Annotated in this window: 8 protein-coding genes; all 8 read right to left on the bottom strand. The window is 70.7% G+C overall.

The features are described 5' to 3' along the window. Positions 1-22: 22 nt before the first annotated feature. Positions 23-1,144 (bottom strand): ABC transporter permease, encoded by a 1,122-nt coding sequence (locus tag OERS_RS13955; protein ID WP_068626319.1) that lies wholly within the window; start codon positions 1,142-1,144, stop codon positions 23-25. Then, positions 1,141-2,286, bottom strand: a complete 1,146-nt coding sequence (locus tag OERS_RS13950) for an ABC transporter permease (protein WP_082608495.1) — start codon at positions 2,284-2,286, stop codon at positions 1,141-1,143. Before OERS_RS13950 ends, OERS_RS13955 begins: the two co-directional genes overlap by 4 nt. Continuing rightward, positions 2,283-3,941, bottom strand: coding sequence for a sugar ABC transporter ATP-binding protein (locus OERS_RS13945; RefSeq protein WP_083201470.1), 1,659 nt, complete (start codon positions 3,939-3,941; stop codon positions 2,283-2,285). The genes OERS_RS13950 and OERS_RS13945 overlap by 4 nt, the downstream gene beginning before the upstream one ends. Next, positions 3,938-5,200: a Gfo/Idh/MocA family protein gene (locus tag OERS_RS13940; protein ID WP_082618455.1), complete on the bottom strand. Its 1,263-nt coding sequence runs from the start codon at positions 5,198-5,200 to the stop codon at positions 3,938-3,940. Before OERS_RS13940 ends, OERS_RS13945 begins: the two co-directional genes overlap by 4 nt. Before the next feature lie 253 nt (positions 5,201-5,453). Then, complete coding sequence (locus OERS_RS13935; protein ID WP_056646348.1) at positions 5,454-6,458, bottom strand: sugar phosphate isomerase/epimerase family protein; 1,005 nt, start codon at positions 6,456-6,458, stop codon at positions 5,454-5,456. Positions 6,459-6,573: 115 nt separating this feature from the next. Further along, entirely contained in the window at positions 6,574-7,221 is a 648-nt protein-coding gene (locus tag OERS_RS13930) for a hypothetical protein (protein ID WP_068626318.1), read from the bottom strand. Positions 7,222-7,535: 314 nt separating this feature from the next. Continuing rightward, the gene (locus tag OERS_RS13925; RefSeq protein ID WP_248948572.1) at positions 7,536-13,058 is read right to left on the bottom strand and encodes a ThuA domain-containing protein; all 5,523 of its coding nucleotides are present in this window, start codon (positions 13,056-13,058) and stop codon (positions 7,536-7,538) included. Positions 13,059-13,222: 164 nt separating this feature from the next. Next, positions 13,223-14,398: a Gfo/Idh/MocA family protein gene (locus OERS_RS13920; protein ID WP_056646342.1), complete on the bottom strand. Its 1,176-nt coding sequence runs from the start codon at positions 14,396-14,398 to the stop codon at positions 13,223-13,225. Position 14,399: the final 1 nt, after the last annotated feature.

Here is a 14,399-nt window from a genome sequence, read left to right as displayed (position 1 = left end):
GTTCCGGGGGGTGACCGGAGGACTAGGGCGCTGCTGGCTGGGGCTCCTTGGGGACGGTGGGTTCGGGGACCCCTGCCGGGGTGGTCGGGGCGCTCGGAGACGCTGCCTTGGACTTGCGCGGCATCGCGGCATAGGCCACGGCCGCGATGATGATCACGCCCTGGACCGCGGGGCGGATCGTCGACGGCAGGCTGAGCTGGTTGAAGAGCGTGAACAGCGCCTCGAGGGTCAGCGCGCCGGCCATGGCCGCGACGACCGACCCACGGCCGCCACCCAGCACCACGCCGCCCAGGACGACCGCCGTGATCGCCATGAACTCGAGCCCCTCGCCGACCTGGGCCGTCACACCGGCGTAGCCGCCGATGAGGATGCCCGCGACCGTGGCCATGAAGCCCGAGAACAGGAAGGCACGCGTGCGCACCCACCAGACCGAGGCGCCCGAGTAGGAGGCCGCCACGTCGTTGTCGCCGGTCGCGACCAGCGTGCGACCGTACGGGCGACGCATGACGATCACGGCGACGACGCCGAGGACGAGCGTGATGAGCACCGCGTACGGCACCTGGAACTGACCGGGCGTGTCCGGGAACCCGCCGCGCCCCCACTGGCGGAAGCCCTCGGTCAGGGAGCCCGTGGGTGCCCCACCGGTCCAGAGGCGGATCGCCCCGTAGAGGACGAGCATCATGCCGAGCGTCGTGATGAACGACGGGACCTTGAGCAACGTGACGATCAGACCGTTGATCAGCCCGATCCCCAGGCCGAAGAGGACCATCAACCCGATCACGGGCCAGGTCATGGACTCCTCGCCGTCGATGAGCTTGGCCGCGATGACGACCTGCGCCCCCACGAGCGAGCCCACCGAGAGGTCGAACTCCCCGGAGACGATCACGAAGTACTGGCCGATCGCCAGGACGATCAGCGGCGCCGCCTTCTTGAGGAAGGCCATGAGCGACATGGGCTCGCCGAACGACGGGTTCATCACGAGGATCGCGACGAAGACGACGATCAGCAGGGCGTAGACGGTCCAGGAGCTGCCCGACGTGGCGCGCTGCACCAGGCGGGAGAAGCCGCTGGGCGAAGACCCCGGCTGCGGTGCGCCGGACGCGCCGGTGCCGCTCGGCGTGGTCGCGGACGTGCTCGCGCTCATCGGGTGGCCTCCTTGCCGGACGAGGTGGACGTGGACGGGGCGGACGTGGACGTGGAGCCCGGAGGGGCCTGCCCGCCCCGCGCGCCGCCAGGACGGACGGACTGGGCCAGTGCCCGGAACCTCGCCCTGCTGCTCGCGGGGTCGATCTGACGACGGGCGTACATCGCGACCGCGGCGATGATGATCGCGCCGCGCAGGACGTCCTTGAAGAACGGGCTGACGTCGAGGACGTTGAACACCGTGTCGAGCGAGGCGAGGATCAGGACACCCGCGATCGTGCCCATGATCGAGCCGCGCCCACCCATGAGCAGGGTCCCGCCGAGCACGACGGCCGCGATCGAGTTGAGGTCGTAGCCGTAGGTGTAGACCAGCGCGTTGCCCGTGCCGAAGCGAGCCGCGATGAGGAGACCGGCGACGCCCGCGCACAGCGAGCACAGGACGTGGGCCAGGATGATCGACCGGTCGGTGCGGATGCCCGAGAGCCGGGCGACGTCGATGTTCCCGCCGACCGCGAACATGTGATAGCCGGGGCGGGTGCGGGTCAGCAGGACCACACCGAGCACCATGACGACCGCGAGCACGATGACCGAGATCGGCACCGGGCCGATGCGCGTGTAGCCGAAGGACTGGAACGCCTTGGGGATCTCGCCCGACGGGCCCTTGTACTGGGTGTCGAGGTAGCCCTTGATGATGAGGCCGACGCCGAGCGTCGCGATGAACGAGTTCACGCGGAGCTTGGAGATCACCAGGCCGTTGACCAGGCCGACTCCCGCGGCGACCGCGAGGGCCGCGACCACGCCGAGCCAGATGCGCGACGGGTCACCGGCCATGGTCGTGGCGGCGACGAGCGACGACCAGGCCACGACGTAGCCGACCGACAGGTCGAGCGACTTGCAGAGGATCACGAACGTCTGCCCGATCGCGACGAAGCCCAGCAGGCTCGTCTGCGACAGCAGGTAGAACAGGTTGCCCTGGCTGAAGAAGTTGCCGCCCTGGGCCGCGACCAGTCCTGCCGAGATCACGAGGATCCCGACGAGGGCGAGGTAGACGATCCCCGTCGAGCCGAGCCGGCGCCGGCGCGGGCCGGAGGTCGACTTCGCGCTCCCCGTCGAGGGCGAGGCGGTGCTCACCGCGGTGCTCATTGGTCCTCCTGGGTGGTGTCGCGCTGCGCGTGCCGGGGGGAGGCTGGCTCGCCGCCGGGCAGCACGGACTGGGGTGCGCGGGCTGCGTTGCCCACGGGTACGTCGAGGGCGGAGAGGTCGACCTCGACGTGCTCCGAGGTGTCCCCCGCCCCGGTGGCCATCGCCATGATGGTCTCCTCGTCGCTGCCCGCGGGAAGCTCCCCGGCCAGGCGGCCGTCGCGCATCACGAGGATGCGGTCGGCCATGGCGACGACCTCGGGGAGCTCCGAGGAGATGAGCAGGATCGCGACCCCGCGAGCCGTGAGGGTCCGCATGAGGTCGTAGACCGCACGCTTGGCGCCGACGTCGATCCCTCGCGTGGGCTCGTCGAGCACGATCACCGAGGGGTCGGTCACGAGCCACTTGGCGAGGACGACCTTCTGCTGGTTGCCACCCGAGAGGTACTGCACCTCGGCGTCCTTGGAGCGCGAGACCAGGTCGAGCGACGAGAGGATGCCGGGGATCGCCTTGGCGCGGCGGTCGGAGGACCCCGGGGTCACGGAGTCGAGCACGAGCCGTGCGTTCGCGGAGATCGACTGCTCGAGCGCGAGCCCCTCGGCCTTGCGGTCCTCGGTCACGAGCGCCAGGCCCTTGCGGACCGCCTCGCGGGCCGAGGAGACCGTGACGGGCTTGCCGTCGAGCAGGATCGTGCCGCGCGTGAAGGGGGCGACGCCGAACACGCCGTGCGCGATCTCGGTGCGGCCGCTGCCCTGGAGGCCCGCGAGCGCGACGATCTCGCCCGCACGGACCTCGAGGTCGATCCCGTCGACCTGGGTGTTGCCCGCACCCTCGAGCGCGAGCTTGACCGCGCCGGGCACCGTGCCGGGGTCCTTGTCCGGGTAGTAGCCCGCGAACTCGCGCCCGACCATGGTCCGCACCAGGCGGTCCGGGGTGATGTCGGCCGTCGCGGTCGTCAGCACGAAGTCGCCGTCCTTGAGCACCGTGATGGTGTCGCAGAGGTCGAAGATCTCCTTGAGCCGGTGCGAGACGTAGAGGATCGCGACGCCACGCGCCCTCAGCTGCTCGACGAGCGCGTAGAGGAGCTCGACCTCCTGGTCGGCGAGCGCGGCCGTGGGCTCGTCCATCGAGATGATGCGCGCGTCGCAGGAGACGGCCTTGACGATCTCCACGATCTGCTGCTCGGCCACGGACAGCGAGCCGACCCGCATCCAGGACGCGAGGCCGTGCAGGCCGAGGTCCGCGAGCAGGGCGTCGGTGTCGCGGGCCATGCGCCCGGCGTCGACGATCCCGAGCCGGCGGGGCTCCCGGCCGAGGTAGACGTTCTCGGCGACCGTGCGCTCGGGCAGGAGGTTGAACTCCTGGAAGACGGTCGAGACGCCGGCGGCCTGGGCCGCGAGCGGCGAGGCGAACGCGACGGGCTTCCCGTCGAGCTCCATGGTGCCCGAGTCGGGCTTGTGGACCCCGGCGATGATCTTCATGAGCGTGGACTTGCCGGCGCCGTTCTCCCCGACGAGCGCGTGGACCTCACCGGGCCGCACGTCGAGGTCGATGCCGCGCAGGACCGAGTTGCCGAAGAAGACCTTGCCGATGCCCCGCAGCTGCAGGATGGGCGCGCCCGTGGCGCTCGCGCCTCCCGCTGCCGTCGATGCGGTCATGCTCCTACCTCCACCCAGGTGCCGGTGCGTGCGGATCGGGCGACGGCCTCGGCGAGGTGCGCGGCCCGGAGCCCGTCGGCGAACGTGGGCAGCCCGTCGGGCGTCTGCCCGTTGATGGCCGCCGCGGTGTCGCCGACGAGGGCGTTGAAGCAGTCCTGGTAACCCTGCGGGTGTCCCGCGGGGAGCCGGGAGTAGCGGGCAGCCTCGGGCGAGAGGGCCTCGGGGTTGCGGATGAGCAGGCGGCTCGTGTCCCGGCGCCCCTCCCAGAGGGTCTCGGGACCCTCCTGGTCGAACGCGAGCGTCGACTCGGAGCCCGAGATCTCGAGGAAGAGCCGGTTCTTGCGGCCGGCCGAGACCTGGCTGATGACCGCCGAGCCGAGCGCCCCGCCGTCGGTCTCGTACTGCAGGGTCACGGCGTCCTCGGTGCGGACCGCGGCGGGGCGCCCGTCGGCGCCCGTGCGCTCGGCGTTGATCGTCGCGGTCTGCGCGACGAGCCGCACGATGCGCTGGCCCGTCGTGAACTCGAGGAGGTCGCAGAAGTGCGAGCCGATGTCCCCGAACGCGCGGCTCGCGCCGCCGAGCGCGGGGTCGACGCGCCAGTTGTCGTCGCTGGCCCGTAGGAGCCAGTCCTGGAGGTAGGAGCCGTGCACGAGGCTGATGGTGCCGACCGCGCCGCTGCGGACCCGGGCGCGAGCCTCGCGGACCATGGGGTGGAAGCGGTAGGCGAAGGGCACGACGGCGACGCGGCCGTCCGCGGCTGCGGCCTCCTCGGCGAGACCGGCGAGCGCTACCGCGCCCTCGAGGTCCATCGCGAGGGGCTTCTCGCACACCACGTGCTTGCCCGCGGCCAGCGCTGCCGTGGCGAGCGGGACGTGCAGGAAGTTGGGGGTGCAGATGTGCACCACGTCGATGTCCGGGTCGTCGATGAGCTCCTGCGACGTGGCCGCGTACCCCAGCGCCCCGAGGTCGGCGGCGGCCTCTCGCGCCCCCGGTGCGTCGATGCCGGCGACCGAGACGAGGTCTCCCCCGGCCGTGCGGATCGCGCGGGCGTGGACCTCGCCGATGAACCCGGTCCCGATGATCCCTGCGCGGTAGCCCGCGGCGGGCAGTCGGCTCGGGAGCAGGTCGCTCGCGGGGTGGACAAGAACTGGGGTGGTCGCGGCGTCCACGACGGCACGGCCGTTCAGGGAGGACGGCTCCGTCCTGGTGGTGGGGGCGCTGACAGCCCCGTGGTCCCGCGCGACTTCTTCGGCTCGCATGTCCCATACCGTAGGGCGACTTATGTCGAGCGTCAAGCAAAAGCCGAATGTTAGATGTCACCGTTAGGTAACTCCATCGGTTAAACAATTGCCGAGGCCTACTGTCGTGCGGTGGAACCGTGACGCACAGCGTGCTCGGACCTGCCCTGCCCGGTTGCCGGGCCTCGTCCCGGGCACGCCGGAAGGGCGCCCTCCCTGGTGGGGAGGACGCCCTTCCGGTGCTCGCGTGCTGCCTGCTCCTGCCTGCTCCCGCCTACTCCTTGGTCGAGAACGCCGCGTCGAACGCAGCGTCGGGAGCCTCGAACGCGTACTGCTTGACGAACGCCAGGGCCTCGGGCGCGCCCACGAGGCGGTCCATGCCCGCGTCCTCCCACTCGACCGAGATCGGACCGTCGTACCCGATGCTGTTGAGCATCCGGAAGCTGTCCTCCCACGGGACGTCCCCGTGGCCCGTCGAGATGAAGTCCCACCCACGACGCGGGTCGGCCCAGGCCAGGTGGGAGCCCAGACGGCCGTTGCGGCCGTTGTGCATGCGCTTCTTGGTGTCCTTGCAGTCCACGTGGTAGATCCGGTCCTGGAAGTCCCAGAGGAACCCGACCGGGTCCAGGTCCTGCCAGACCATGTGGCTCGGGTCCCAGTTCAGGCCGAAGGCCTCGCGGTGGCCGATCGCCTCGAGCGTGCGGACCGTCGTCCAGTAGTCGTACGCGATCTCGCTCGGGTGGACCTCGTGCGCGAAGCGGACCCCGACCTCGTCGAACACGTCGAGGATCGGGTTCCAGCGGTCCGCGAAGTCCTGGTAGCCCGCGTCGATCATGGCCTGCGACGCCGGCGGGAACATCGCCACGTACTTCCAGATCGAAGACCCCGTGAAGCCGACGACCGTCTTGACGCCCAGCTTCGCCGCGAGACGCGCCGTGTTCTTCATCTCCTCGGCCGCGCGCTGACGCACGCCCTCGGGGTCGCCGTCGCCCCACACCCGGTCCGAGAGGATGTCGCGGTGACGCTGGTCGATCGGGTCGTCGCACACCGCCTGTCCCTTGAGGTGGTTCGAGATGGCGTAGACCTTGAGCCCGTGCGCCTCGAGCAGCGCGAGCTTGCCCGCGACGTACTCGTCGTCGTCCCAGCGCCAGGGGTCCAGGTGGTCGCCCCAGCAGGCGATCTCCAGACCGTCGTAGCCCCAGCCGGACGCGAGGCGTACGACCTCCTCGAAGGGCAGGTCGGCCCACTGGCCGGTGAAGAGGGTGATCGGTCGTGCCATGTCGGTGTCTCCTTCGTTCCGTCGTGCTGCGGGTGCGCCCTGGTGCGGCGTGCACCCGGGTGCGCTGTGGTGGGCTGTGGCGCGGCGTGCTCGGTGGTCACCGCCGCGCCTGGGTTCAGGGGCGCTCGGCAGCCGTGGCCCGACGGCGGAGCACCAGCACGGCTCCGGCGGCGGCGAGCAGCACGACCGCACCGACGACGATCGCGGTCGTCGGGACACCGGTCCCGTCGTCCTCGCTCGTCGCCGAGGCCTCGTCGCCCTGGCCGGCGGCGTCCGCCTCCGGACCGGCGTCCTCCGCGGGAGCGGGCGGGGCCGCCGGGGGGACCACGTCGATCTGCGTCGTCGCGGTCGTCGCCACGGGCGTCGTGGTCGTCGCGGTCACGGTCCAGTTGCCCTCGCCCAGGACGTCCGGGGCGGACGTGTACCAGCCGACGCCCTCGGAGGCCGAGGAGAGCTGGATCGGGCCGACCTCGGTGCCCTCCGCGGAGACCGCGGTGACCATGACGTCGACGATCTCCTCGACGGGGTGCCCGTCGGTCTTGTACGTCACGTTGACCGACACCCCGCCGGCACCGTCGCCGCCGATCGACAGGATGATCTCCCCGCCGTGGGCGCTCGCGGGGGCTGCGCCGAGCACCGAGGCGAGCAGCAGGACGGCCCCTGCCAGGACCGCACGCAGCGCGTGCGAGAAGGGGCGGGGGCGTGGGGTACGCGTCCGGTCGGGACCGGAGCTCCGGTTCGCCTGCTGAGTCATGTCGCTCATCACCTCGTCGTGAAAGAAAGGGGTCGTGCGTCGGGCTGCGCGGCCCGGCGGGCCGCGCGGTGGTGCTGGTCCTGCGGGTGGTGCTGGTCGTACGGTAGGTGGCTCCCGGCACCAGCCGGAGCACCGGGTTCCGGTGCCGGGAGCCGGCACCTCCTCGTCGTCGACGCGGAAGTGCCAGACGTGCTGACGAGCCTCGGCCATGGTGCCGACGTCCCGGCCGAAGGGTCGTCGACGCCACACGTCGGTCGAGGCTCCTCAGCCCGCCCGTCAGGGGCGGTGGGGCCGCGGTTCACCGCGGCCCCACCGGTGATCGGTCAGCCGCAGCTCGCCGCGGCGTGGTCGATCGTGTACGTGCTGGTCCTCCCCTCGGCGTCGGTCACCGTGACGGTGACCTGACCGGCTTCGATCGACGCTGCACGGGTCGCGAACGACTGGTGGGCGGACTTGCCCGCCGCCACGCCCGTGAAGGTCTTGGTGCCGTAGGCCGAGCGCACCACGATCGTGACCGGGGCGTCGCCCGTGTTGACCGCGGTGACGCCGAGCGTCACCCGGTTCGCCACGCACTTCGGTGCGGCCGTGACGGTCGCGGGGACCAGCTCACCTGCCGGCACCTCGAGCGAGGAGGCCGTGACGTTCCCGGCCGCGTCCGTGGCCCGGTAGGCGAGGGTCGCCGCGGCGTCGCCGACGGCGACCGGTGCCTCGTACGCGACCCAGGTCGTGCCGTCGAGCGAGTACTCGACCGACGCGATCCCCGAGACGTCGTCCGTGGCCGTGATCTCCACCGTGCGGTCCTCGCGCAGCGTCGCCGCCGCGGTCGGTCCGTCGCCGTCGATCTTGACCGCCACGTCGGCGCCCGTCACGTTCTCGGTGCCGGCCGAGGCCCGCACCTTGATCGTGTGCTCACCCGGTGCGTCCACGACCACGGGGGCCGTGTACTCCGCCCACGCGCCGCCGTCGAGCTGGTACTCGCGGTAGACCTGCTGGCCCGCCGCACCGCCCGTGGTGGCGACCGTGACGGTCACCGGACCGGTCCACCAGCCGTTCGCGCCCGACGGCGAGGCCGGGTCGAGCGACCCGCTCACCGTGAGCGGCTCGGCCTGGGGTCCCACGACGCGGAAGTACTCGAACGTCGCGGTCGCGGAGGCCTTCTGGCCCGCCCCGAGGGCGTAGAGACCGATCTTCGCGTCCGCCAGACCGGGGTTGGTCACCTTCTGGGTGATCTCGGTCCAGGTCACGCCGTCGGCGCTGTACGAACCCGTGTAGGTCGTGCCCACCTTGGCCATGCGCAGCCACCAGACACCCTGCGTCAGGCTGTTGACGTTGGGCTGCGGGTTGAGGACGGTCGAGCCGGCCTCGCTGCGCATCTCGATCCCGCGGTCGATCGCCGCGCCGGGCTGGTTCTTCGTGATGAAGTCCAGCTTGACGTAGTTGTCGTCGTCGCCGTAGAGGATCAGACCACCCTGCTGGTACTGCTGGTCGAACGTCGAGCCGTCGACCTTGGTCTCGACGGTCCAGTCACCTGCCGGCTGGTCCTGCAGGACGATGTTCGGCACGTCGGTGTTGCCCGTACCGAAGATGTCCGTCGGGGTCGTGTCGATCTCGAGCTTGCCACCGGCCACCCGGAGGCCCGACGCGTCAGGACGAACCACGGAGCTCCAGCGGCAGCCGTCGAGCGACGTGCCCTCGAACTCGTCGTCCGGCCCGGCCGCGGTGGCCGTGTCGTCCGGCGTGATGTGGAACCAGTCGAACTTCGCGTCGACCACGTCCGGGACGGAACCGTCGTTCGCGAACGCGACGAGCCCGATCTTCGGGTTCACGAGCCCGTGCAGCGACTTGGTCTCCGACATGGCCGTGAAGTCCAGGCCGTCGGCCGAGTAGTACGCCCGCAGGTTCGACCCGTCGCTCGTGTAGCGCACGTAGAACGTGTCCGGGAAGTCCGTCGTGATGTTCACGTTGGACGCCGCGACCTCGTTCGGCGCGCCGTTCTCCTCGCGGATGAACTGGAAGACGCGCGAGTTCGGGTTGGCCCCGGTCCCGCGGCCCTGGATGACCATCTTGGCGTAGTTGTCCCCGTCGCCCCACAGGAGCAGTCCGGCCTGCTGGTACTGCGCGCGTGCCGGGAAGGTGACCTTGGTGGTCGCCGTCCACGGACCCGAGGGCAGGTCCTGCAGGACGATGTTGGACACCGGTCCCTCGCCCTGGCCGTAGAAGTCCGCCTTGCTCGCGGGGATCACCAGGTGACCGTCCGCGACCGCGAGCTTCTGGTCCCGACGGATGATCGTGGACCAGCGGTCCTCGTCCACCGCGGTGCCCGTGAAGTCGTCCGAGCGGCCCGAGAAGCACATGACCGGACCGGACTCGTTGACCTTGATGTTCACGTACTTGACCGTGTAGGCGCCGCCCGCGTCGGTCACGCGGACCTGCAGACGGTAGGTGCCCGCCGCGGTGTACGTGTGCGAGAACTCGGGGCCGCCGTCGACGAACCCGCCGCCCAGCCCGTCGTCCCACGCGTAGACCAGGTCGGAGGCCTCGCCGTCGGGGTCGGAGCCCGTCGCGGTCGCGGTGACCGTCAGCGGGGCCGAGCCGACCAGGGTGGGCACGTCGAGCTCGACGTCGGGACGGATGTTGTCCGTGACGCCGCGGCCGTCGATGTCCATCCAGTTGACGTTGATGCCGCCCGAGAGCAGGACGAAGTAGAGCGTCCCGCTGCCTTCCGGCACGTTCGTGAGCGGCGTCGAGACGTCGCGGTAGACCTGCCAGTCCCCCGTGTTCGGCACGGTGATCCGTCCGACCTCGGGGCCGTCCGGCGCGTCCCAGCGCAGCGAGACCACGCCGTTCGCGTTGGGCGAGGCGACGCGCAGGCTGATGGCCTCGACGTTCGTCAGGCTCACGGGCTCGTGGGCCCACCAGTCACCGGGCTCGATGTAGCCCAGGTTCTGACCGCCGCCCGCGGAGTCCGAGGTGGTCTCCTTCTGGACGCCGGGGGTGCCGCTGGTCCCGATCGAGGTCTCGCGACCCGTCGAGGTGTAGAACTCCGACTGGACGCGCTTGGGCTGGAGCACCTGGAGCGCGTTGCCCGTGAGGGGCACGCCGGCCTCGCCGCCGTCGTCGGTGTAGGAGCCCTCGATGACCCAGAAGATGTTCGACTCGATGCCGTGACCCTCGTCGCGGGCGGTCTGGAGGACCCCCTCGCAGCCGTACAGCTCCTCCATGGGGTGAGCGTGCGAGTCGTGTCCGAGCGAGGTGCGCAGCGCGACCGACGAGCAGTCGACGTCGCCGTCGGGGTCCTCGACCGTGATCCGGTAGCGGACCTGGTCGCCCCACTCGAAGAACCCGCCGTTGTCCGGGAACTCGATCTTCACCGTGGGCGCCTGGTTGCCGACGACCACCGTGACGTTGGCGACGGCGAACTTGCCGTTGCTGTCGGTCGCGGTGAGCTGGGCGGTGTAGGAGCCGTTCTCGGTGTAGGTGTGGGTCGGGTTCGCCTCGGTCGAGGGCGCGGAGCCGTCGCCGAACGTCCACTGGAGGGCGATCGGGTCGCCCGACGGGTGACGCGTCCCCTCGGAGGAGAACTGGACCGTCAGGGGGGCCGCACCGCTCGTCACGTCCGCACGGGCGTGAGCGATCGGCGAGGGGTCGCCCTGGACGTAGTTGACCTTGTAGACCGCGCTCGAGTCGTTGTTGCCGCCGAAGCCGGAGCCCCAGTCGATCACGTACAGCGCGCCGTCGGGCCCGAAGTCGAAGTCCATCGGACGGTCGAACCCGTTGGACGGGTCGAGCACGCCCGGCATGATCCGGTTGATGTCGACGATCTGGTCACGCTTCTCGCCGTCGAGCTGGATCGAGAACATCGTGCCGTGGTTCCACTCGCCGAACAGCGCCTTGCCGTCCCAGTACGCGGGCCACTTCACGTCGGAGTCGAGCTCGGGGTCGAACTCGTAGACCGGGCCGCCCATGGGCGCACCGCCACCGCCGATCTCGGGGAACTGCGGGTTGGCCGCGCCGGTGTACCAGATCTCGGCGGCGATGGCGGCCGGGAGCTTCTGGATGCCCGTGTTGTTGGGCGAGTCGTTGGTCGTGCCTGCCGCGCAGTCGAACGACGCACCGGACTGGCCGGTCGCGAAGTTGTAGTCGACGTACGACGTGTTGGCGCCCGTGCAGTACGGCCAGCCGTAGAAGCCCGGCTCGCTCACGACGTTCCACTCGACCGCGCCGCGAGGACCGCGAGCGGGGTCGGCCGCACCCGAGTCAGGACCGTAGTCGCCGACCAGGACGTTCCCGGACGCGTTGTCGATACCGATGCGGAACGGGTTGCGGAAGCCCATGGCGTAGATCTCGGGCCGCGTCTTGTCCGTGCCCGGGGCGAACATGTTGCCCTCGGGGATCGAGTACGTGCCGTCGTCCTCGGGCGTGATGCGCAGGACCTTGCCACGCAGGTCGTTCGAGTTCGCCGAGGAGCCCTGGGCGTCGAAGTTCTTGCGGCCGGGACGCTCGTCGGTCGGCGTGAAGCCGCCGGACTCGAACGGGTTGGTGTTGTCGCCCGTCGCGAGGATCAGGTTGCCGTCCTCGTCGAAGATCATGTCTCCGCCCGCGTGGCAGCACGTGTCGCGCTGCGTGGTCACGGTCAGGAGCTTCTTCTCGCTCGTGGGGTCGAACGTCCTCGACGCGGTGTCGTAGGTGTAGCGCGAGATCCGGTTGTGCGGGCCGTCCGACCCTACGTTCGCGGGCGACCAGTAGGCGTAGAGCCAGCCGTTCGTCGCGAAGTCCGGGTCGAGCACCAGGCCCAGCAGCCCGTCCTCGTTGGCCTGCGTCACGTTGAGGGTGAGCGCCGTCGTCGTGACGTTGGCGTCGTGGTCGATGCGACGGACCCGTCCGTCACGCTCGGCGTAGAACACCGTGCCGTCGGGCGCGACGTCGAGCATCATGGGGTTGCTCGTGTCCTCGTCGAGCGCGACGCGCTCGAAGCTCGCGCTCTGGGTCGCGTTGCAGTCCGAGTCGACGACGCCCGCTGCGGTCTGGATGCCGCCCAGCAGGTGCTCGACGAATCCGGGCTCGGTGTAGCTGGCCTGGGTGTGCCCGCCACCGGTGTACCAGGAGCGGCCGCCCTCGTAGGTCTGGCACCACGCGATCGGGTGGTCCGAACCCATCTTCGCGCTGCCCGCGTCGTAGGAGGTCTCGTCGAGGCTCGCGAGCACGTGGACCGTGTCGCGCGGGCTCGTGCGGAAGTTGTACCACTCGTCGTGGCGGTCCCAGCGGGACGGCAGGTGAGCGGTCGAGGGGTGGACGCCGTCCTCGACCTTGATCGTGGCGTCCTGGTTCTGCGGGTGCCCCGAGAAGTAGGCGCCCACGAGGCCGCCGTACCAGGACCAGTCGTACTCGGTGTCGGACGCCGCGTGCACGCCGGCGTAGCCGCCGCCGTTCGCGATGTACCGCTCGAACGAGGCCTGCTGCTCGGTGTTGAGCACGTCCCCGGTCGTCGAGAGCCAGATCACGACCTCGTACTGCGCGAGGTTCTCGTCGTTGAAGGCGGCCGCGTCCTCGGTGACGTCGACCGTGAAGCCGTTCTCGGTCCCGAGCTTCTCGATCGCGGCGATGCCTGCCGGGATCGCGTCGTGCCGGAACCCGGCGGTCTTGGAGAAGATCAGCGCGTCGAAGGGGGCCGCGGCGGCCTCCTGGGGCACCACGACGGACGTGGTGGCGGACTGGGCGGCACCGGGGGTGGCAGCGAACGCCGCCGCCCCGGTCGCCATGGACAGTGGGAGCGCCACCGCGGTAGCGGCGACGGCCGCGACCGTGCGCATCGTTGCGCGCGGGGCTCTCCAGAGCACGTTTCTCACCTAGGACTCCTTGTGATGATGGGACAAGGGTGCTGCGCTCCGGGGTGTCGACGGCTTCGGCCGTGACCCGTCGTCACCGGTGGCGGACCTGCTCCGCCGGGCACCGTGCACCACGTCGCGCGTCGGCGCGTGGCCCCCGCTCGTGGCGGGTCGAGGACCTCCTCTCAGATCTGCTGCCAGTCGCTGTCGGACGCAGCGCTGCGCTCGACGGCTTCGAGGATTCGCTGGACGGCCAGGCCGTCGGCGAAGGACGGGGTGGGCTGAGTACCGGCCGCGACGTCGCGCACGAGGTCGACGGCCTGGTGCGTGAACGCGTGCTCGTACCCGAGCCCGTGACCGGCGGGCCACCAGCTCGCGATGTACGCGTGCTGCGGCTCGGTCACGACGATGCGTCGGAAGCCCGCGACCTGCGCGTCGTCCGAGGCGTCGAAGAAGTGGAGGACGTTCATGTCCTCGAAGTCGAACGCGACCGACCCGCGCGATCCGTTGATCTCGAGGCGGATCGCGTTCTTGCGGCCGTAGGCGAAACGGGTGGCCTCGAAGACGCCGAGCCCGCCGCCCGTCAACCGCGCGAGGAAGACCGCGGCGTCGTCGACCGTGACGGGGCCCTTCTCGGTGCCGCCCGTGCCGGACAGGCCCGAGAAGTCCGTGGCGATCGGACGCTCGTCGACGAACGTCTCGAGGATGCCCGAGACCCCCGTGATCGACTCGCCCGTGATGAACTGCGCGAGGTCGATGATGTGTGCGCCGATGTCGCCCAGGGCACCCGAGCCGGCCTTGGTCTTGTCGAGGCGCCACGAGAGCGGCACGTTCTCGTCGGCGATCCAGTCCTGGAGGTACTGGGCGCGCACGTGGCGGATCGTGCCGATCCTGCCGTCCGCCACGAGCTGGCGGGCGAGCTGGACCGCGGGGACCCGACGGTAGGTGAAGCCCACCGTGGAGAGCACGCCACGCGCGGCGGCGGCCTCGGCGGCCGCGACCATGAGCTCGGCCTCGGCGACCGTGTTGGCCAGCGGCTTCTCGCACAGGACGTGCTTGCCCGCCTCGAGGGCCGCGATCGCGATCTCGGCGTGCGTGTCGCCGGGTGTGCAGATGTCGACCAGGTCGACGTCGTCGCGCGCCACGAGCTTGCGCCAGTCCGTCTCGACGTCGTCCCAGCCGAGCTTGTGCGCAGCCGCCGTGACGGCTGCGGCGTTGCGGCCGGCCAGCACGCGCATCTCGGGCGCGAGCGGCAGGTCGAAGAACCGCGGTGCGGTGCGCCATCCCTGCGAGTGGGCAGCCCCCATGAACGAGTACCCGACCATGCCGATCCCGAGGGTCGGGTGACCGTTTTCTGCCATC

This window comes from Oerskovia enterophila, from assembly GCF_001692445.1.
Taxonomy (GTDB): Bacteria; Actinomycetota; Actinomycetes; order Actinomycetales; family Cellulomonadaceae; genus Oerskovia; species Oerskovia enterophila.
The sequence above is the reverse complement of the archived record's forward strand: the minus strand, read 5'-3'. Positions and strand labels throughout refer to the sequence as shown.